Here is a 23,384-nt window from a genome sequence, read left to right as displayed (position 1 = left end):
GATTAACTATTGTAGTTATGATAGAAAACGGACGTAAAATTATCCCTGGTATTATTTAACCCCCAAAAAATGATGCTCTAAAAGATATCTGCTGGATCTGTAGAACGCAGTTTATTAATTGCAAATGCCCCAGAAGTCATACACATTAATATTGATGATATCAATACTAAAATTGCATTTTGATAACTCATTATAATTGGTAGCTTAGTCGCATCCATAGCAAAATCATAGAGCAATACAGAAATAATAAAACCTGGAAGATATGCTATTACAGCTAATATAAAAGCCTGTTGAAAAACAATCAATAACAGATAGTTATTTTTATAACCAATGGCTTTTAATGTGGCATAGGCAGTTAATTGAGTAGAAATATTACTGTAGAGAATTTGATAAACAATGACAATTCCTACTATGGAAGCCATAGTTAACATCAAATTAAGAATAAAACCAATTGGGGTTCGTGTTGCCCAATATTTCCTTTCAAAATTAATAAAGTCATTGTAAGTGAATATTTTTACATCTTTTGGTAATTGTGCTTGTAAATTGGCTATGACTTTCTTTGGATTTATGTCTGGCTTGAGGCAGACAACCCCAACATCAATAATTTCTGAGGGACGACTATTAGGAAAGATACGTAAAAAAGTGGTATCACTGACAATTAGGTTGCCATCTACACCAAATGATGGTCCTAATTTAAATAGGCCACCCACTCTAACTTGATATCCCCGTAAAGAATCAAAGGGGAAGATTTCAATGACTTGTTCTCTATTCTCTTCCTCGAACTTTTTGGCAACGTTACCAAATTCTGGACGAGAGTTTTTATCGAACAGAACTACATCAGGTACTTTTAATTTATCAGTATTAGCTTCAACATCCGGTAACTTCATTACCGGCTTACCTGGTTCAAAACCAATTACATAAATAGAATATTTCTCTCCATTCTCTGGATTTTTGAACTTAGCAAATCCTAAATACATCGGAGAGACAGACTCTACACCTTCAAAGCCTAGTGTTTGATATAAACGACTACGAAAAAAACTTTGAATGGCAGTTAAGGACTTATATTGAGAACTAACTAAAAATAAATCTCCCCTTAAGCTTCGGTGTACTTGGGTAGCACTGGAATAGAGCGCATCTTGAAACCCAAGTTGCATAAACATTAAAATTACAATAAAACCAATACCTGCTACAGCTACTAAAGAACGAATTTTGTTTCTAGCTAACTGTAACAATCCCAAGGGAGTTTTAAACAGCATAATTACAACCTCTGGGGATTGATTGAAAAATGTGAAATGGAATAGGGAGTAAGAAGAATATTCTAAATTTTGATAGCTACATCAACTTGCAAGTTAGTTAGTCTGGCAACTTTTTGACTATCTTCTAGATTATCAATACGTATTTTTACTTTGATAATTCTCCTATCCGTGTCTGCCCCAGGATTAATACTTAAGATACTTTGCTTATCAACCAATAAACCAATATCTTCCACAGTTCCTTGTAACTGTCTATTAAAAGCCGTACTACTAATAATTGCTTTTTGTCCAATACGAACATTTTCAATATCTGTTTGATATACCTCTGCAATTACGTACATCTGAGATGTTTTGCCAATTTCTACAATCCCAGATGTGGCAACAACTTCCCCAGTTTTTGCATGAACTTTTAAAACCTTTCCATCTATAGGAGAAATTACATGGGTTAAATTCCATTCTGCTGTTGCTTGCATCACTGCAGTCATGGCGCTTTTGAGTTCAGCTTCTACTAAATTAACATCTACCATCCGTACTTCTTTAATACTATTAAGTCTAGCTTTTGACTCTTTCAATTGATTTTGAATACTATTACAAGTATTATCTAGATTTGCTTTAGCCTGTTTAAGTTTTTGTTGTAAGGTCTCTAGTTGCAATTTTTTTGAGTCTGTAATGGAAGCTGCTATGGCTCCATCTATATATAACTTTTTATATCTATCATTTTCAGTTTTAGCATGTTTAACTTGAGCTTCTAGACGTGTAATAATCGTGTTTTGAGTGATAATTTCTCCTTGTAATTGTTGTTTTAAACGCTCAATAATTGTTTGTTGGGCATTTATATCTCCTGATTTTGCACCTGCTTTAACTTGTAGTAATTTTGCTTTTGCTACTTTCAAATTGTCTTTTGATTGTTGCAATGCAGCAGCAGCTTTAGTATATCCTTGCAACCATGCAACTACCTGTCCTGCCTTTACCTTATCTCCTTCATTTACCAGTAATCTTTCTACCCGTACCCCACTTAAGGAACTAGGTGCAGAAAGTTGAGTAATTTCACCCTCTGGAACTAGATTTCCCAAAGCAGTAATAGCAACCCTTGCTCCTCTGGTAGATTGATTTTTAAGTAACTGACTTTTCTCCGGGAATTTTACTGCTCGATTAGTAGTATTTGATCTGAGTTTAGAATAACTGTAAAAAGAAACTAGTCCAACTATTACAGTAATGGAAGTGACTACAATAATATGCCATTGAATTGATGATGGAAATAATTGTCGTTTTCTATCTATTGCCATATTTTGATTCCAATTCTATTATGGTTGCTATGTTTAATAAAGTAATAGAGTAGGGATGTATTTTGAGAAACTTTAGTAAGTAAATCAGATTAAATATATAAAATCATCTAACTTATATTTACCTTCTTTTTAGTCATAAATTTCCTGTTTTTTTTAGGACAATAGCGATAATATTTTGTCTTTTGCTTTGTATTTATTATATATGCTAGAAAGTATCTATCATCTAGTTTTATGGTCTGTTTAAATAGAGCTATCTAGCTCTATTTAAACAGACCATAAAGTATTGATGAACTAATGATATTATTTGCAAGGTAAAAGCTTATGGTCTAATTTGTATTAGATTTTTGTTTATTTGTTTGTATTCTATTACCTTTACTAATCTCATTTTCTAAGGCTTATGTTTAAATGATTTATAAGGGTATAAGATACTTTAGCTTAACAAGCAAATCAGTTTGATATTGGTGCTTTATTAGTCCCATATTTCTTTGTTTTAATCACTTTAAACCCTAATATAATTGATCTTTTCAACAATGAATGTTTCTTCAGTTACAAGAGGAAATATAGTTTGTTGAAATGATTCAGGTAGTGGAGTATTGATAATAGTGAAATGCATAATGGTACTTCACTGGTATAAAAAAGCATTAACCTTTAAAATTAAATAGTAAAATATGAAAATATTTGTTAATAGCATAACTAGTATCAATCATAATTAAATAGATAACAAGCATAGAGCAGCTAATAATAAGATTGATAAGGCTTTAACAATAAAATAGATCAGCTTAAAGTGAAGATGAACTTAGGGACTTGAAATTATGACTATTAACATAATGAGATGACAATCTAAATAATAGGTTATTGAGGAGAAATATGAATCAGGTTGATTTAGGTAAGTATATTTAAGTTATTAAACTTAAAAATTGCGCAATTTTTTTTGATAAAAGTAATTCAGAGATCAACTAATACCAACTAAACAACAGTAAACAAACAGTTAGCAGAAAGGTTGATTGAAACAAGTTTAATGTCTAAAGGAACCAAAGCACACTTATATGTGAAGGATATATTACAAAGTGAGAATAGTAAAGTGGTCATAAGAAACAGTAAAATCACAAGATATTGAAACCAGATGTTACGCTTTTTTGAGAATGATAAATATAGTGTTATATGCAATTAAAAAATAAACAATCTGAAATCGAAAATTATTCATTATATATTTGCTCTGTCAATAATACACTGATACATATTGTATGAGTAGTCTTAAAATGTAGGAGAACAAGTCTTACCCATATCAACATGTATATATACCCAACACTCTGAGGAGTTAAAAAGTTAAAATAATTGTATAAATTTTACTCTATCTTATTAAGTTAATAATACTTTCATAAGTATTTATGATCGATTATAGACTAAAATTACAAGTCTATATAATAATTACTGATATTTTGATACCTATGATGAGTCATTAAAAATCCCATATATGTTTTCTCTTTATTGACTATTTTATATCAAGAAATAGATTAACTCTCCATCCTAAATAACTCATCAAAATGTTAGGTAAATTCTGTTTACCCTAGTAACATATGGAAATTTTCAAAATAATATTCTTTTGAAGAGAATATTACGAAATTTAATCATTTTTGAGGCTGTATTAGAATTTTAACTTAGAGGTAAATATTTCATTGGCTCATAAGTTGAAAATGTTGGGAAGAGAACAAGCTATAACATTCTTTAATTTCTTCTCATAATTATGAGATCCAAGAACAATTGTATTTTTCATAATGTTCCAGAACATAACTGGATAATTAAGCATTACTAGCTTTTTTGCAACTGATAACAGTATAGACTTATTTGAATAATAATTCATTTTCTTTGAAACTCTACTATATTAATAGTCAAACTAATATGCATATTCCCCTATTAATTTGTCAAGCTTAAATAAAATTATCATATATCATTAGCTTAAGCTTAATCAAAGATTAAGCAGAAAAAAGTTTACGAAAAACTAGTAGCAGATTTTTGCAGCAAAAATCTGCTACAAAAAAAATATCAAATTTGTATCCTGCTTAAAGAATGATAAATCTGTTATTTAACATACAAAAAATGTTCTCATAAATAAACTTTATCATGCAATATTTCATAGTTTTTACTAGGTTTGCACAAATTATTAATTATAGTCTCTCATCACTGATATAGTTTTATAAACCTACATTTAAGAGTTGATTTCCATCGATGAAATATATCAAGTACAAAATTCCTCAAATTGACCTCATTTTTACTCTAATCAAGTATTTATATAGGCTGGCAAAATTATAGAAGCATGTGATAATATATGCAATTTCGTATTCTACCTCTGTCAGAATCTGACTAATTTTTTAGAAAAAGTGAATATTTACATTCTTAATAAGAATAGTATTACTTGATTTTAGCTGTGTTATAAAATAACAATTTTAGCTATGATTCTAAATCAATCTCATTCATTTATAAGTCTCAGCAGTCATTAGCGCAAAATTCTTATGTCTTGAGGCTATAATCTTGCCTTATTTTATAATAAATATAAGTAAATTAGATTTGTTTTTAATCAACTTAGGTTTGAAGCTAAAATTTGATGTTCCTATTTATTTATAAGACTTAAAAAATAATTAAATCATGATTTATTATCTAATTATAGATCCTTCTATTAGAGAATATTTATTATTAGTAATAATATTTTTCGGTTTTAAACTTAGAGTATATTATTATCTTTTATCAACTTCGAAAAATAATTTATTGAAATCTGAGCATAGTTTTTACACATAAATTTAGGTGTTTGTTAGCCTATAATAGTGTAATTATATACATATTCTGTGTGAATAGTCTATCATTAATTAGTTAAATTAAGCATAAAAATGAACCTGAGATTTTAGTGATTTCCACATACATTTTAAAGTGCCTCTGATCAATTAGCAATATATTGTGGAATAAGTAAATTTTATTATCAAAATAATTGAAGGTTTTGTCAATAATTTAATACCTAATTACAAGAATTGTTAAACTTTGTACAATAACAGAAGGTAATAAGTATTAGAACTAGATAGGTTGATATAAATTTTAGTTTAATTAAAACTTATTCCCCAATACATCTATCAATTAACTATATAAGAATATTATTTCAAATAATTTATATCAAAAGCCATATAATGATTACATTTTTTGATGTTAGTTTTCAGTACATATTTTGTTCTTAATTTTGAGTATGACTAGTTTTTGACTAATTCAGTATTTACTAGTTACAACTTCACCAATTATACATATAATATATGTACATTAAAAAAATGTAAAACTGATCATAATTTTGTCTTGTATACTGTATTACCTCAGGTAATATAATCGCTAATATTAATCTTTTTATATTAGCGATTATAAAAATCTAGGGTTAAATATTGCTATTAATTAAATTACTGTTGAAATATAATTATGTATTAATTTGGCAATATTTATTTTGCATTTTAGATTTTTCTCTATTGTCTTATAAATCTTCTTAATAAGTTACTTTTAACCTATTAGTAGTACAATCCATATTCAGTAGACATATACTTGTGTTAATATCTACATTATTAAATAGAATTACTTGGTAAAACTTATCTGAAAATTCAAAATCAATAAGAGCAATATTCACTATATTAGTGATATTCATCTGTGAATATACAAATTAATTTTTTGCTGATAGTTAATTATGCCTAAAATAACCATAAACCAAATTCACGTTGATGCCAATCGTCGTCCGATAAAGAATGAAAAAGTAACCCAATTAAAGGAATCAATTAAAGCTAACGGTTTATTGAATCCTATTACTATAGATAAACAATTGAATTTAATTGCTGGACTGCATCGCCTTACAGCCTATAAGCAATTAGGAATAAAGAAAATTGAATGCCATATTGTTGATTATCAAAGTAATGAACAAGCTCGATTGGCAGAGATTGATGAAAATTTGATCCGCAATGAGTTAGAAGCCTTAGAAAGAGCAGAACTATGGCTGGAGAGGGATATATTACTAACACATATGGGCCTGAAAGCTAAGTCAGGGGATAATCAATATACTCTGGGAGGTAGTGAAACTATTTCACCACCAGTCAAAACAAACTTGGAATTTGCTCAAGAAATTGGATATTCCAAACGTACCCTCCAACATGGTAAACAAATTGCCAAGGATATTGCTCCAGAAGTAAAGCAGATAATTAAGGGAACTGCAATCGCTAATAGTCCCACAAAACTCTTGCAGGTAGCCAGGGCTGCTAGTTCAGTGAAAACTATTTTGGGAGAAGCACAGAAGTCTCTAAAAGCTGCCCAGGAATCTGGGGAAACCACTGAAATAGAAAAACAAAGGCAAATCCTAGAACAGGCTGAAGCAAAGCGAAAAGAATTACAACTAATTACCTTACAGAATATCCTGGTATCCCAGGACGCTAAGTTAAAAATTGCACCAGCATCTATTTCAGTAAAAGAGTCTGGATCGATTAGAGAATGGATATTAGGGAGACATCAAGTATATAGTGGGGATACTACTAGTAGCGAATTTATCAACCTATTATTACAAGATGCATCATTAGCAATCGCTACTTTATCATCTACATGGAATCACGATTACTTGATAGGAAAAGCCAAAGTTGTAGCTGTTTTACGCTCTCAGGGCTATATTTACCAATTTTGTCGCCAGCAACAGATGAATTTTCAGTATGAATTTGTGCTTGGAAGTATTTATGTGGGGATATTTGCCCAACAATCTATTCCCCAACCACCTATACCAATTCAAGTGGAAGGAGTAGAGGGAATTATTAATTATTTATTACACTTGTATACTAGCCCCAATGATTTGGTAGTGGCTCCCTTTATGGGACAGGGTGAAATTCTGGTAACTTGTGAAAGAATGGGACGTATATGCCTTGTTGGTGATAGAAATCGGGAATTTGTTCATCGTGGTTTAATGCGTTGGCAAAACCTTACTGGCATGCAACCTCAGTTGGTTAGAGGTTAAAAAAGAATATAATATTTAGCTAACGAATCTAACCAACAATAACTTTAAGAAAAGTATTTTACACAATATCCATCTAGTCTTCATTGCCTATTAGCTTTTCATATCTACAATCTAAACTTACTCGCCTTTGTAGAAAATATCAGGTTTTTATGAAAAAGATATGGTACTGGAAAAACACACTCCATGTATTAATTATCTCTGTGTCTTAGTTGACAATAAAATATTTTTCATGTTATTAGGCTAACCTTTATATAGAGACGAACATATTAAATCACAGTATTTTTTTATAGAAGCTAGCGTTTATTGATACTAGTTCTTAAAATGTACTTATAAAAGTGATAAATATTTTCTTGAGAAATGAATAATATCTAACTCTTTTTTAAATTGCATATATGTTAGTTATTTATTAATAAACTTTATAGCTAGATCGGCAATAAACTATATTATTGAGTCGATTAAACATGTGTAAATTTAATACTAAATTGCAATTCATATGGTTTATTTTTACAGCTTTTTCCCTGTTTACTCAATTTGATAAGCTCGGAGAAAATATATTTTTTCTGTAACAAATCTGTCAACATTCTTTCACCATATTTCTTAAACTATATTATCTTGGACTTTGTAATTTGCTATGGCTTTTATAAAGATACAGAACTTTGTTATTAATACTAACTACGTTGCTGCTATAAGGCTAGATGGTCAAACCAGTTCTGGAGAAAAAAGAATTTATGTTCTCATAGCTACTCCTAAATCTATAAAAGTTCCCTGGGAATTTACATCTGAGCATGTTAATAATTCAGAATGGATTGAGTTTACAGGTCAAGCTGCTAATGTTCTTAGAGACTATTTTTCAAGTTACAACAATGTTATTGACTTGATGCCACAGTATCAGGAATCAAGCATTTCATAATCTAATACCTAAATTTTATAAAGTAAAAATTCGATGTTGAATAGCTGTTGGATAAAGACTATAAGGTAAAAACAAAGATAATATTTGGTATCAACTTAAGGTAGAAAATATGTTTTTTAAATCAAATTACTTCCTGAGATTAGCACTAAATTATCCTGATAAAAGCAAGTAGTTTATCCTATTTAGCTTTGATTTTATCCAAGTAGGCTTTTGGCTTATTGGTTAGGATATAAATGATACTGTAGTTCAAATTACTGAGGGATTCAATAGATAGTATTAGAACTAATTAATTGTGATTTTTCTACACTGTAATTGAGAAATAAGTAAGCTAAAACACAATGAAATATTTGGATCATACCTCCACTTAGTTTTGCCACAATATCATAAACTTCAAGATGAATGTTTAAAGCAAGTTGAAATGATTGATATTCAATCATTTCAAAACTTTATGTTAACTATCAACTATCAACAAATATTGTTCCTATGTCTGCTTCTTGGGTTGATACTGCCTTATTACAATTAGAAGGGCAGATTAATAATTGCGAACAGGCGGTAGTTAAGTTTATAGAGGAAAAGAAAATGAGGTCGGAAACATCTGTGTTAAATAATATAGGTCGTAAACTGCATCATACTCCCATTGCAATTATTGGGATGGCATCCATATTTCCTGAAGCAAGAAATATACAAGAATATTGGCAAAATATTGTTAATAAAATAGATTGCATTACTGATGTTCCAACTTCCCATTGGAATATTGATGATTACTACGATCCTAATCCCAGAACTCTAGAAGATAAAACTTATTGTAAACGGGGTGGATTCATTCCTAATGTGGATTTTAACCCAGTGGAATTTGGTATACCCCCTAATATATTAGAAGTTACTGATGTTTCCCAATTACTCAGTTTGGTAGTTGCAAAAGAGGCTATGACCAATGCTGGTTATGGGTTAGAACGTCAGTTTAATCGTGAAAATGTGGGGGTAGTTTTAGGTTCGGCAGCTCTTAAATTAGGAATTGCTCTCTCGTCTAGATTACAGTATCCTATTTGGAAAAAAGTCTTGAAAAATAGTGGCTTATCTGATGAGGATACAGAAAAAATCATTGAGAAAATCAAAAGTGCCTATGTAAAGTGGGACGAGAATTCTTTCCCTGGAATGTTATCCAATGTGATTGCGGGAAGGATTGCTAACCGTATGAATTTGGGGGGTATAAATTGCACTGTAGATGCAGCTTGTGCTAGTTCCCTAGCTGCCTTAAAGATGTCAATTGCGGAATTAGTTGATCATCGTTGCGATATGATGATCACAGGTGGTGTTGACACCGATAATTCTATTACTGCTTATATTAGTTTCAGTAAAACCCCTGCAGTTTCTCCAGGGGAAAGAGTTAAGCCTTTTGATGCTGAATCAGATGGCATGATGCTTGGTGAAGGTATAGGAATGGTGGTGCTTAAACGCCTAGAAGATGCAGAACGGGATAGGGATAATATATATGCTGTTATCAAGGGCATTGGTACCTCCAGTGATGGAAAGTTTAAGAGTATTTATGCTCCTCGCAAGGAAGGGCAAGTTGCAGCATTACGTCGTGCTTACAATGATGCAGGTTTTGCACCCGAAACTGTTACCTTAATTGAGGCACACGGGACGGGAACTATGGCAGGAGACCCCACAGAATTTGCGTCCCTACGAGACTTTTTTGGAGAAACTGATGCAAAACGGCAACATATTGCCTTGGGGACAGTAAAATCCCAAATTGGACATACAAAAGCAGCTGCTGGAGTAGCCAGTTTAATTAAAACCGCTTTGGCACTACATCATAAGATATTACCACCCACCCTCAATGTTAAAAATCCTAATCCCAAACTCAACCTTAAGGATTCTTCCTTCTACTTAAATACCGAAACTAGACCATGGATTAGAGCAGAGGGGCAACCCCCTAGAAGAGCAGGTGTAAGTTCCTTCGGATTTGGTGGAACTAATTACCATGTAGTGTTAGAAGAATATCAAAAAGAACACGAGCAGGCTTACCGTCTAAACCACTCTGGATTTGAGGTCTTGCTGTATGCAGATAGCCCCTCTAAGTTGTTAGAGAAGTGTGAAGAAACACTAAATCAGTTGCAATCGGAACAAAGAGAGAAGTACTATCTTAGTCTGATTGAGAATTGTAAGTATTTAGAAATTCCTCCAACTAATGCAAGAGTAGGATTTGTTGCTGATTCTCTAACTCAAGTTAGTAAGTTTTTGGCAATGAGTATAGATTTGTTGAAAAATAAGTCTGCTGAAGAATCTTGGGAACATCCCCAAGGGATTTTCTACCGTGCAACAGGAATGAATTTAGATGGTAAGGTAGTAGCTTTATTCTCCGGCCAAGGTAGCCAATACCTGGAAATGGGTAAGGAAATTGTGATGAACTTTCCACAAATGCGGCAAATGTATAGTTACATGGATGGTCTGTTGCTGCAAGAGAAATTAAAGCCATTATCCGAAGTTGTATTTCCCAATCCGGTATTCACTGAGATGGAAAGAAATAGTCAAGCTGCTGCACTACAAAGGACAGAATATGCACAACCTGCCATTGGTCTGTTGAGTTCTGGGCTGTATAAAATTCTTAAACAAGCCGGATTTAAAGCCGATTTTGTTGCTGGACACAGTTTTGGGGAATTAACAGCATTATGGGCCGCAGAAGTACTAACTGATGAAGATTATTGCTTCCTAGTAAAGTCTCGTGGACAGGCTATGGCAGCTCCTCAATATCCCAACTATGATACTGGTACCATGTTGGCAGTAAAGTCAGAGTTAGAGATAATAGAGGCTATACTAAAGCAATTTCCTAAGGTTGCAATAGCTAATCTTAATTCCCCCACGCAAGTAGTGTTAGCAGGACCTACAGCAGATATCCATAAGCTAAAGGACTTGTTACGTCAACAAGGTAGCAATGCAGTATTGCTACCTGTAGCAGCAGCATTCCATACTCCTCTGATTGCTTTTGCCGAGAAGTCATTTGCCATTGCTATTAAGGATGTGGAGTTCCAAATTCCCAAAGTACCTGTATATACGAATGTGACGGCGAAGGAATATCCACAAACTTCATCAGAGATTCAGAAAATTTTGGAAACTCATATTTCCAACCCTGTCTTGTTTAAACAGGAAATTGAAAATATCTATGATGCAGGTGGTTATTGTTTCATTGAATTTGGTCCCCGTAAGATTCTCACTAACTTAGTGAAAGATATCTTGGGTGAGCGTCCTCATTTGGCGATTGCTCTAAATCCAAGTGCTCAGAAAAATAGTGATCACTTATTACGCCAAGCTGTACTACAATTGCGAGTAGTTGGTTTATGTCTGCAAAACCTTGATCCTTATTATATACCTAAGCCACTTCCAGAAACGGAAACCAAAAAGGGTTTAAAGTTCCAGTTAAATGGTATGAACTATGTGTCTGATAAAACCAAGCAAGGGTTTGCACAGGCATTGCAAAATATTGATCAGGTAGATCACATACAAAGTACTAAGGGTAGCAATTATACTCAGACAGTTAGAAAAAATAGCAATGGTAGACTGAACATGGAAATCCTAAAACCAGATTTAGAACTAAAAGAAATAGTTCCAATGGGTGAAGTTAGTTCAAGTTCAATAGGTTTCCAGACAAATGGTTCTGTAAAAGTGGAAGGTAAAAAATCTGCACCTATTTTATCTTCTGAAGAAAAATTAGGAAAGGTCGAATTGAGTGCAAAGGCTAATAATATTCAAGAGAAAAGTAAAGCTAATATTACAAGTTATGATTCGGAAATAACTTCATCATCCCAGATCCCAACTTCGGTTTCCCATGCTTCTCTTCTCCCCAATTCTCAGTCAGACATGCAGAATCAACATAAAATCAATAATTATCAAAGCATTTTATCTAGTTTAGAGTACGTCCTGACTGAATTTCAGCAAAATCAAAGTGATAATTTAGAAATTCATAGTAATTATCTCAATCATCAGGTAGAGTATACCCGCAGCTTTTTCAAACTAATGCAGCAAAAAAATTCCTTGTTTGCGCATAGTGCTTCTAGCAAAGAAATGACTCAATTGAAATGTAAGATGATTGAGAGTTTAAATAAAAGCATACAGCAATTCCACTCTCAGCAGGGTGATACTTTGAGGGTTCATGAGCAATATTTGCAACAGCAGGTGGAATACACCAAAAACTTTTTCCAACTAATGCAAAAGGAGTATTCCCATTTGATAGGTGCGGAAGCAGTTGAACTAGTAGAGAAAAACTCTGCCATCTCCGAGAAACTAAACCCGATTGTAAACACTTGTCCGTCAAATTCACCAGAACTTCAAATTAACCCTGTTGAATCTACCAGCCAATTATCTATTAAAACTGAGAAAAAAGAGAATTTGGTCACTGCTAATTCTCAATCATGGGAAATTCAGGATTCATCTGCAGTGAATAATAGTACTAATGTCGCTGTAGAAGCTGTGCAAACACCAACATCATTTGTAGCAGAAGAAGCTATAGAAACCTTACACAAAAAGGCTATAACAGATATTAATACTGCTATAAATAAAGATGTGACTGAAAGTGTAATAGCAGATTTGAGCAACTTATCTGAAAGCCTGTTAGTGATTACAAGTGAGAAAACAGGTTATCCAGTAGAAATGTTAGAACTGGATATGGATATGGAGGCAGATTTAGGGATTGATTCCATCAAACGTGTAGAAATCATGGGTGCATTGCAGGAAATGTACCCAGAACTGCCACAACCCGATAATGTGGAAGAGTTGGGTGAATTGCGTACTATTGCTCAAATTGTTGATTACCTGAAATCCTTAGTAGCTAAATCTGCTTCTGAGCACCTAGTATCTTCAACTCTAGAAGTTCCTCTTAGAAATGAAACTGAAGTATTAGTTGGAACTGCTACTGTCCAAAAAGATATTGTTGACTTCACAGAAGAAAATTTAGTGGTTGATGAGGGAATAACTGAACCAGCAGCCATATCAGTAGTAGATTTGAGCAATTTATCCAAAAATCTATTGGCTATTACTAGCGAAAAAACAGGTTATCCAGTAGAAATGTTAGAACTGGATATGGATATGGAGGCAGATTTAGGGATTGATTCCATCAAACGTGTAGAAATCATGGGTGCATTGCAGGAAATGTACCCAGAACTGCCACAACCCGATAATGTGGAAGAGTTGGGTGAATTGCGTACTATTGCTCAAATTGTTGATTACCTCCAGCAACTAGCAACTGAGAAAAAAAAAGTCTCAACCTACACAATTTCCTAGTAAGTTAAGAGAGTTAAAACACAATGTCAAACGACTTCCCTGTAGATTACAAACTCTTCCTGAACCAGATTTTCTGGACATAACATTACCAGAAGGATATATCGCTATCATTACCGATGATGGTTCTCCTACGACATATGAACTTGCCAATAAATTAATAAAATGTCATTGGAAAGTAATAGTTTTAAGTTTTCCCCCTTCCTTGATTTCCCAACAATCTAATCTACCTTTGGGAGTCAGCCGCTTTATCTTAGAGGACTTAAGCGAAGCACACCTGCAGCAGCAACTAAATGTAATTACAACTAATTATGGACCTGTGGGAGCATTCATACATCTACATCCTATATTCATCAGCTATAACCACAATCCGGTTGCGTACTTTCCCGAGGAAAAAGCAATAGTGAAACAGATATTTTTAATGGCAAAACATTTGAAAAAGTTCCTTAATCAAGCTGCAAATATTAATGGACGTAGCTATTTCTGTACCATAGCTAGATTAGATGGAGCCTTTGGATTAGAACAGAAAATCAACTTTGGAGCTATTGGAGCAGGATTATTCGGTTTAAGCAAGAGTATGACTTGGGAATGGCCAAGAGTCTTCTGTCGAGCTATAGATATTAGTCCCGATATTAATGCGGAGGATACAGCCAGTTACATTTTTGCGGAATTACATGACCCTAACCGTTATCTCACTGAAGTAGCCTATGGTCCTCAAGGAAGGTTAACTCTAATAGCCTAATTACTAGGTTAAAGGAGCAAAATAGTAAGGGAGTAACAAGAATATAGTGTTTTCCCTATGCTTTCTGCTCCCTATTCGCTAATCTTATCTGTTTTTTTCTGCATCCTGATGCTATTTATACATGTCATATCCTACCAGCATCGCATACACTGGTCGTGTGATAGACCAGGGCAGACAAGCTCCTATTAGTGGAGCTAGAGTCTATTTGAAATTAGACGATACCACTGTTTTTAGTTATACAGACATAGAGGGAATTTACCAACTAGTAATTTATTCTAGATATACTGCTATACAGCAAGGTGAATTAAGCATAACAGCTAAGGGTTATATAAATTACAGGTCATCTATCAAACTATCTCTCCAACAAAAAGAGCTAGGAGATATTTGTTTGGCAGAATTAAATACTGATATCAATAGCAGTTACTTATTTCCCGTTTTAATTGGAGCCACAATTGCCCTAATTATTATTACCATGATTATACTTAATTCTACGCCAAAAAAAGTTCCTGAATACCCTCGTAATAGGTATTCTGTCTACATTGTGAAAATTTGATTTACTCCCACATTAGAGACATTATTGGACTCATATATTTGTATACTTACTCACCGGATCCACTTCACATAATTTGATTTAAACAAATAGGAGAATTATGTCTGTAAACGTAGAAATCAAGCCGGAATCAGTTTTTGTTGTAAGTGGTGGTGCTAAAGGAATTACCGCTAAATGCATAGTTAACTTAGCACAAAAATACCCTTGTAGATTTATTATTTTGGGACGTTCTGAATTAATCAATAATGAACCAGAATTTGCGAAAGAGTGCTTTGATGAACCCTCTTTAAAAAAGCGGATTATGGACTATCTAATTAGTAGGTCCGAAAAACCTACACCAATAAGGTTACAAGATCTCTATAAACAAATTGTTGGAAATAGAGAAATTAAACAAACTTTATCAGATGTTCGGGCAACTGGTAGCAAAGTTGCTTACTTAAATGTTGATGTTACAGATACCCTGGATTTACATCAAAAAATTAGTGTTTGTGTTGAGAGAATGGGTAAAGTAACAGGCATTATCCATGGTGCGGGAAACTTAGCTGATAAACTGATTGAAAAGAAAACAGAACATGATTTTGAGAAAGTTTATAATGCTAAAGTCAAAGGATTAGAAAACCTTTTATCATGTGTTAATTCAAGTGAGCTAGAATATTTAGTTTTATTCTCATCCGTCAGCGGCTTTTATGGTAACATAGGACAGTCAGACTATGCAATCGCAAATGAAATTCTTAACAAATCAGCTCATTTAGTTAAGCAAAAATACCCTAGTTGTCATGTAGTAGCAATTAACTGGGGTGCTTGGGATAGTGGAATGGTAACACCACAATTAAAAAAGGAGTTTACTAAACGGGGAATTGATATTATTCCTATAAAAGTTGGGACACAAATGTTAGTAAATGAATTACAAGCACAGCATAATGATACAACCCAGTTGATAATTGGTAGTCCCACTATTCCCCCATCTGCATTTATAGGAACAGAATTAAAGAAATATACTATTCGCCGTCAACTAAAACTATCAGCAAATCCATTTCTACATGATCATGTAATTGCAGGTAATCCTGTTCTTCCTGCTACTTGCGCTGTATCTTGGATATCTGATACCTGTGAGAAAATTTATCCTGGACATAAAGCTTTTAGTTGTAGGGAATTTAAAGTCCTCAAAGGCATTACATTCAATGAAACTTTAGCAAGTGAATATTTCTTAGACTTGCAAGAGATAGCTAAAAGTGCAGACAAACATGAAGTAAAATTTCAAGGTAAAATTTGGAGTAAAAACCCCCAAGGTAAACCCATTTATCATTTTAGCGCTAACATCATATTACTTAGGGATATACCCCCTGCACCTATATACCAAAGATTAAATTTAAGTCTAGATAATATAATTACCCTAACAGGTAAAGATTTCTATCAAAAAGGGGTATCTTCACTATTCCATGGCCCTTCCTTTCAGCAAATAAAAAGAGTGATCAATATTGACCAAACAAAAATTACTACAGAATGCTTTTGGCAAGAAATTAGTAAACAGCAACAAGGACAATTTCCTGCTTATTGGATTAATGGGTTCACAACAGATTTAAGTACTCACGGGTTATGGCTATGGTTATCTTATTTTCACCAACAAATTTGTCTTCCTGGAGGACTATCCCGATATGAGCAGTTTGAGCAAATACCTGATCATACAAACTTCTATGTCTCTTGTGAAATTACCAGTAAAACTGTTACAGGAGTATCTGCAGATTTCTATATTCATGATGAGAAAGGAAAATTATACTCTCAAATTTTAGGGGCAAAAGGTATTATATTTCCTGCTAAACTTATGGCAATGAAACAGGAATAAAAGAGATTATACAAGGAATAAACTAATTTTGATCTGTAAAATTATTTGTTATAAACCACTTTTTCGACGTTTATAACTGAGTTTATAACTGAGATACATTAAAAAATATACGAACAAAATAATGGAAAAAATAGCAATTATTGGATTTTCCTGCTTATTTCCTGATGCCAATAATCCCCAGGAGTTTTGGCAAAATCTCATTAATAATAAAGATTCCATATCCTCAATTACTCTTCAACAGATGGGGATGGAACCGAGCATGTTCTATAACCATAAAAAACGCACCCCTGATAAAATCTACTCTCTTAAAGGTGCATTTATTCGCAACTTTGAATTTAATGCCAACGGATATAATCTCCCCCCGTTATTCCTAGAACAATTAGATGACACCTTCAAATGGTCACTTTATAGTGCAAAACAAGCTCTACAACATAGTGGTTATTTAGAAAAGCCCAAAACTCTAAAAAAACAGGGGTTATTTTAGGTAACCTCTCCCTACCTACAAAGTTATCTAATAGAATATTTACATCTCTTTATCAAGAAGTCCTTAACCCTGCAATTCAAGAATTAATACAACAACCAGACTTTAATGTAACCCAATTATCCCCAACCTCTCTCTATAACGCAATGATATCCGGATTACCTACGGCTATTATTGCTCAAGCTTTATCTCTATCTAACATACATTTTTGCATTGATGCTGCCTGCTCTTCACCCCAATATGCAACTAAGTTAGCATCTCACTATTTGTGGGCGCATAAAGCAGACTTAATGCTGGCTGGAGGTATTAGTTGTGCCGATCCTTTATTCCTACGGATGCTATTTTCTGGTATACAAGGCTACCCTGAAAACAATGATATTAGTCGTCCCCTAGATAAAACTTCCAGAGGAATGTTGACTGCTGAAGGTACGGGAATGGTAGTCTTGAAGAGATATAGTGATGCATTACGAGATGGTGATCGCATTTATGCAACTATCTGTGGTAATGGTCTATCCAATGACGGGAAAGGTAAACATTTACTTAGTCCTAATGTAAAGGGACAAACCTTGGCATTTCAACGTGCTTATAAAGAGGCTGGTATTAGTCCTAGGGAAATTGATTATATGGAGTGCCACGCTACGGGTACTCTATTAGGGGATGCCACCGAACTTAACTCTATTGAGTCTTTTTTCGGACAATATCAAGCCAAACCATTAGTAGGTTCGGTAAAATCCAATATAGGGCATTTATTAACCTCGGCAGGTGCAGCAAGTCTAATTAAGGTGTTGTTGAGTATGAATGAGGGTATGATCCCTGCAACAATAAATGTTAATCAACCCCAAGGCGATGAAAATCATGTGATTTCTCCCCAAAGGGTTGTTACTAATAATACTCATTGGGAAAACCCGATAAAACGTGCAGCTATTAGTGCTTTTGGTCTAGGTGGAACAAATGCCCATATGATTTTAGAACAAGGTAATCTTGACAAGTCAGTAACTCCTTCAGAACCAATGAAACCTGTTAGGGTTGCAATTGTAGGGATGGATGCCCTTTTTGGAGAATGTGATGGTTTAGATGCTTTTGAGCGTACTATTTACGAAGGAAGGCAGCATTTTATACCTTTACCTTCTCAGAGATGGCATGGTATAGAAACTCAAGCTGAATTGTTAAAAAAGTATGGTTTAAAAGATGGTAAAGCACCCGATGGGGCTTACATTAAAGAGTTTACCATTGACACCGTTTCTAGTAAGATTCCTCCCAATGAATTAGATAAGCTCAACCAACAACAACTATTAATGTTAAAGGTGGCAGAAAGAGCTTTAATAGATGCAGATATTAAACCTGGTAGTAATGTAGCGGTAGTGATTGCTGCAGAGACTGAGTTATCTGTACATCAGTTACAGCAAAGATGGAATAGTGATTGGCAAGTTAGGGAAGGTTTGGTTGCTGGGGAGATAACCCTCCCAACAGATAAAATAGATCTACTGTTAAACATAGTAAAGGATAGTATTCACAACCCCATAGATAGCAGCGAGTATGTAAGTTATATTGCCAATATTATGGCGAGTCGTATTTCTTCCTTATGGGATTTTACTGCTCCTGTATTTACCATGACAACTGATGAAAATTCAACTTTCCAAGTACTGGAAGTTGCACAGCACCTACTTACTACAGGAGAAGCTGATGCGGTACTAGTTGGTGCAGTAGATTTGGCGGGTGGTGTGGAAAATGTTCTATTACATAACCAGTTTGCCCCCATTAACCAAGGGGTAAATACACTAGGTTATGATGAAAAATCTGATGGTTGGGTAGTTGGTGAGGGTGCAGGTGCAGTGGTATTAAAAAGCCATGAGACTGTGAAACAAGGAAAAGATAAGATTTATGCAGTTATTGATACCATTAACTTTACACAACAGGAAGATAATCTAGGAACTCCAAATGCAAGTTGTATTCATGAGGTTTGTCAACAAGCATTATTAAATGCCGGAGTAAATAATACAGATATTAACTATTTGGAAGTAGTAGGAAGTGGTACCCCGCAAAAAGATGAGGTAGAAATTGATGGTTTAATTCAAGCTTATGCTAATGGTAGCAGCAATTTAACTTGTGCAATTGGTAGTGTTAAAGCAAATATAGGACATACCCATGTAGCCTCTGGTATTGCCAGTTTAATTAAAACTGCCCTCTGTTTATATCATCATTATATCCCGGTAACTCCGAAGTGGACGGGAGTCAAAAATCAGACGCAGTGGCATGGTAGTCCTTTCTATGTCGCCACAGAATCTCGGCCTTGGTTCCTGGAGAAACAAGCAGGTAAAAGAATGGCAGCTATCAATGGTATAGGTGCTAATGGCAGTTATGCTCATATAATTTTGTCAGAAGAAGAGGCAAGTATAAAACAGGGGGTGGAGAGAAAAAGAGGAGTCGAGAAAAAGAAAAGAGAAAGTAATAAGTTTTTACAACAGACTCCTTTCTATTTATTCCCTTTTGTTGCTAATAGCACCGCAGATATATCTAATAAATTAGATACATTAGCTGCCACCGTAAATGATGGGACTTCCCTGGTAAATGCTTCAAACCAAGCCTTGATTAAGTATCAACAATCCCCCATAGGACAATATACACTTGTAATCTTGGCGCACAATCAGGAAGAACTAATCAGGGAAATAAATTCAGCATATAAGGGTATGCTAATAGCCTTAGAAACCCATAAAGATTGGCAAACTCCCCTAGGTAGTTACTTCACTGGTAATCCTCTAGGGGTAATCGGCGAAGTTGCCTATGTTTACCCTGCCGCCATCAACTCCTACCTTGGTATTGCCCGTAACTTATTTCGTCTCTTTCCCCACATTTATGATGATGTGGCTATTGCCGAACTCCAAGACTTAGTTGCAGACATCTCCCAAAAAGTCTTTCCCCGGAGTCTTAACAAACTTTCCTTCCAACAACTGGAAAATTTGGAAAGACAATTCCTCAATGATCCTCTGGCAATATTTGATGTAGATATACTATTCACCAGATTTATCACCCAAATTATGCGGGATGAATTTCAAATCAAACCCAAATTTGTCTTTGGTTATAGCTTAGGGGAAACCAGTATGATGACTGCGATGGAAGTGTGGGATAAGTTTACTCAAGGCGTTAACTCCTTACACCAATCTTCCCTATTTATCGATAGACTTGCCGGAGCAAAAAACGCCGTTCGTGAGTACTGGCACTTACTTTCCCACAACACCCCAGATAATAACATTTGGGCAAATTACGTCTTAGTTGCTGCACCATCTTACGTGCAAGAGTGCATAAAACACGAGAAAAAAGTTTTCCTTACTCAAATTAATACCTCTGAGGAAGTAGTCATAGCAGGTGAGCCAAAGGCTTGTGATCGCGTCATCAAAACAATTGGATGCAATGCTTTTAGGGCTCCATTCGACCATGTTATCCATTGTCCAGCAATGCGATCTGAATATGGTGAAATTACTAGAGTAAACACCATGCCAATTAAGCAAAAACTCCCAAATTCAATCTTTTACTCTGCTGCAGAATATTATCCCATTACCTTAGGAAGCAAAACTATAGCCAGTAGCATAGCTACTGGGCTCTGTCAACAACTAGATTTCCCCCGTCTAGTAAATAAATTGTATGCTGATGGGGCTAGAATCTTTATTGAAACTGGTGCAGGCAATGTGTGTTCTCGATGGATAGATAAGAACTTAAATGACCGCCCTCATCTTGCCGTATCTTTGAACCGTCGGGGATTAGATGACCATGCTGGTTTAATCAAAGCCCTAGCTAAACTTATTAGCCATCAAGTAGATATAGACTTATCTCCCTTAATTGCTTCGAAATTACCAATAAATAACAAAGCAAAAACAACTCAAAGAAAAGTCATCTTGGGCGGAGATAGTTTCACTGACAAAATTGTCACAAAAGAGAATAAAAAAATTTTTCACGGTATTGCTAACAAGGCTATTTGTTCTCCTCAGACAAAATTCATTGCTCCCCAGCAAGAAGGAAAACATGGAATTGACATAAAGGCTATTCCTAAGGCATCAAAGATACCATCAGTTACCCCACAAATCGTCAAGACTGTTAATAAAAAAAATCCACAGCCGGCACCTTCAATGTCAACCATAGCAATATTCAATACTAAACTTACTGATAAACAACTACACAAAAATAATGGTTTTTTTCACAAAACCCATAAAAACTTTCTCAAATCTAGACAGGAATTTAGCCAGCAAATGAGTCAAATTATTCAATTACAAATCGTCTGTGCTGAAAAACTTCTGGAAGAATTGAAAAGTGAAAAGTAGAAAAGATAGTTCTACATTCTCTCCTATTTTTTGTGCTCCCACATAAAACAACTCAGATAAGGAAATCAACCGTGAGCATAGCAAATGTCCTATTAGACAACGGGCTTCGCCTTACTTCATACCATCATACCAACCAAACTTGGAAAGGCTCCTTAGAAAAAATCTGCTTTACACCAGAAGCCATAAAAAAAACCCTACTTACTCTTCATAAACCATGCTATGTAGTTAGAACGAACGATAAAATTGGCATTACCAACGACGGCTACATATCTCCAAGTGATGTCGCTGAAGTGAAAATTTTGATGGCAACTCCTCCAATTTTCCCCCAGCAACTAGGTGATTGTAATTTTCTCTCATTCCATGGTGTAAAGTGCGCATATGCAACCGGGGCTATGGCTAATGGGATTGCTTCCGCAGATATGATCATTGCTCTAGGTAAGGCTAAAATACTTGCTTCCTTTGGTGCAGGAGGATTACCAATCCAAAAAATTGAGGCAGCTATTCAACACATCCAAAAGGAATTACCCCAAGGACCATATGCCTTCAATTTAATTCATAGTCCCCATGAGCCATCTATGGAAAGGTGTGTGGTTGATCTATATCTAAAATATGGGGTTAAAACAATTGAAGCCTCGGCTTTTCTCGAAATTACCCCCAATATTGTTTATTATCGTGCTGTAGGACTTAGTCTTAACTCTGTCAATAAAATTGAAATAAACAACAAAATCATTGCTAAAATTTCGCGCCGAGAGGTTGCTACCCAATTTATGCAACCGGCCCCAGAAAAAATACTTCGGGGTTTGGTATCTCAGGGACTAATCACCGAATTACAAGCTAAACTTGCCAATAAAGTTCCCTTGGCTGATGATATTACCGTGGAAGCTGATTCTGGAGGACATACTGATAACCGACCCTTAGTATGCCTTCTCCCTTCCATAATTACCTTAAGGGATGAAATCCAAGCCAAATATAATTACACCTATCCCATTCGCGTGGGAGTTGCTGGAGGTATTGCTACCCCTGGGTCTGCTCTTGCTGCTTTTATGATGGGTGCAGCCTATGTAGTGACTGGTTCTGTGAATCAATCTTGTCTAGAGTCTGGAGCTAGCAAACATGCTAAGAGACTTCTAAGCCAAGCGGAAATGGCTGATGTAATGATGGCACCTGCCGCAGATATGTTTGAAATGGGTGTGAAATTACAAGTCCTTAAACGAGGAACAATGTTTGCTCTACGCGCACAAAAATTGTATGAGCTTTACCGTAATTATAAATCTATTGAAGAAATTCCCCATACGGAAAAACTGAAGCTAGAAAAACAAATTTTCCGTATGGCCTTAGATGAAGTTTGGGAAGTTACAGCAAATTATTTATCGCAAAGAAATCCTGACAAATTAGGTAAAGCACTTAATAATCCTAAATTGAAAATGGCATTAATTTTTCGTTGGTATTTGGGTTTATCCTCACGGTGGTCGAATACTGGAGAGAAAGGTAGAGAATTAGATTACCAAATTTGGTGTGGCCCAGCTATGGGTAGTTTTAATGACTGGGTAAGAGGTTCCTACCTAACTTCACCAGAAAATCGCCATGTAGTTGATATTGCCAACCATATAATGACAGGAGCCGCATTTTTATACCGGATTCAAAGTTTAAAAATGCAAGGACTACAAATTGCTGATCAATACAGCCACTATTACCCCATTAGTTCTACGTTAGAGGTGTAA

At 34.6% G+C, this 23,384-nt stretch carries 10 protein-coding genes and 1 pseudogene; 8 read left to right on the top strand and 3 right to left on the bottom strand.

The annotated features are described in order from the left end of the window. Positions 1 to 77 precede the first annotated feature (77 nt). Positions 78 to 1,256 (bottom strand): ABC transporter permease DevC, encoded by a 1,179-nt coding sequence (gene devC, locus RINTHH_RS02445; RefSeq protein WP_008232495.1) that lies wholly within the window; start codon positions 1,254 to 1,256, stop codon positions 78 to 80. A 62-nt stretch (positions 1,257 to 1,318) separates the two neighbouring features. Beyond that, positions 1,319 to 2,539 carry an ABC exporter membrane fusion protein gene (locus RINTHH_RS02440; RefSeq protein WP_008232492.1) on the bottom strand — a complete coding sequence of 407 codons (1,221 nt, stop codon included), beginning with the start codon at positions 2,537 to 2,539 and terminating at the stop codon, positions 1,319 to 1,321. Positions 2,540 to 6,248: 3,709 nt separating this feature from the next. On the opposite strand from RINTHH_RS02440, the gene RINTHH_RS02435 reads away from it, so the two are divergent. From RINTHH_RS02435 to RINTHH_RS02425, 3 genes are all read left to right on the top strand, one after another. Continuing rightward, positions 6,249 to 7,550 carry a ParB/RepB/Spo0J family partition protein gene (locus tag RINTHH_RS02435; protein ID WP_008232491.1) on the top strand — a complete coding sequence of 434 codons (1,302 nt, stop codon included), beginning with the start codon at positions 6,249 to 6,251 and terminating at the stop codon, positions 7,548 to 7,550. 631 nt (positions 7,551 to 8,181) lie between these two features. Then, positions 8,182 to 8,460, top strand: a complete 279-nt coding sequence (locus RINTHH_RS02430; protein ID WP_008232490.1) for a hypothetical protein — start codon at positions 8,182 to 8,184, stop codon at positions 8,458 to 8,460. 483 nt (positions 8,461 to 8,943) lie between these two features. Beyond that, complete coding sequence (locus RINTHH_RS02425; RefSeq protein WP_008232489.1) at positions 8,944 to 13,737, top strand: type I polyketide synthase; 4,794 nt, start codon at positions 8,944 to 8,946, stop codon at positions 13,735 to 13,737. On the opposite strand, the gene RINTHH_RS11475 is transcribed toward RINTHH_RS02425, so the two are convergent. Beyond that, on the bottom strand, positions 13,717 to 13,887 hold the full coding sequence (locus RINTHH_RS11475) for a hypothetical protein (protein WP_331270888.1): 171 nt from the start codon (positions 13,885 to 13,887) through the stop codon (positions 13,717 to 13,719). The two genes, RINTHH_RS02425 and RINTHH_RS11475, sit on opposite strands and share 21 nt — an antisense overlap. Before the next feature lie 52 nt (positions 13,888 to 13,939). On the opposite strand from RINTHH_RS11475, the gene RINTHH_RS11470 reads away from it, so the two are divergent. The 5 genes and pseudogenes from RINTHH_RS11470 to RINTHH_RS02405 all read left to right on the top strand — a co-directional run bounded on the left by RINTHH_RS11470 (position 13,940) and on the right by RINTHH_RS02405 (position 23,384). After that, complete coding sequence (locus RINTHH_RS11470; protein WP_008232488.1) at positions 13,940 to 14,476, top strand: COG3321: Polyketide synthase modules and related proteins; 537 nt, start codon at positions 13,940 to 13,942, stop codon at positions 14,474 to 14,476. Between the two features lie 121 nt (positions 14,477 to 14,597). Beyond that, a complete protein-coding gene (locus RINTHH_RS02420) occupies positions 14,598 to 15,029 on the top strand; it encodes a peptidase associated/transthyretin-like domain-containing protein (RefSeq protein WP_052312023.1) in 432 nt (143 codons plus the stop codon). 97 nt (positions 15,030 to 15,126) lie between these two features. Beyond that, positions 15,127 to 16,869, top strand: a complete 1,743-nt coding sequence (locus tag RINTHH_RS02415; RefSeq protein ID WP_008232486.1) for an SDR family NAD(P)-dependent oxidoreductase — start codon at positions 15,127 to 15,129, stop codon at positions 16,867 to 16,869. Between the two features lie 121 nt (positions 16,870 to 16,990). Next, a pseudogene (locus RINTHH_RS02410) lies at positions 16,991 to 21,663 on the top strand (PfaB family protein). A 71-nt stretch (positions 21,664 to 21,734) separates the two neighbouring features. Next, the gene (locus tag RINTHH_RS02405; protein WP_008232472.1) at positions 21,735 to 23,384 is read left to right on the top strand and encodes a PfaD family polyunsaturated fatty acid/polyketide biosynthesis protein; all 1,650 of its coding nucleotides are present in this window, start codon (positions 21,735 to 21,737) and stop codon (positions 23,382 to 23,384) included.

The organism is Richelia intracellularis HH01 (assembly GCF_000350105.1).
Classification (GTDB): Bacteria; Cyanobacteriota; Cyanobacteriia; order Cyanobacteriales; family Nostocaceae; genus Richelia; species Richelia intracellularis.
Note: the sequence above shows the minus strand (reverse complement) of the source record. Positions and strands in the feature narration are given on the sequence as shown.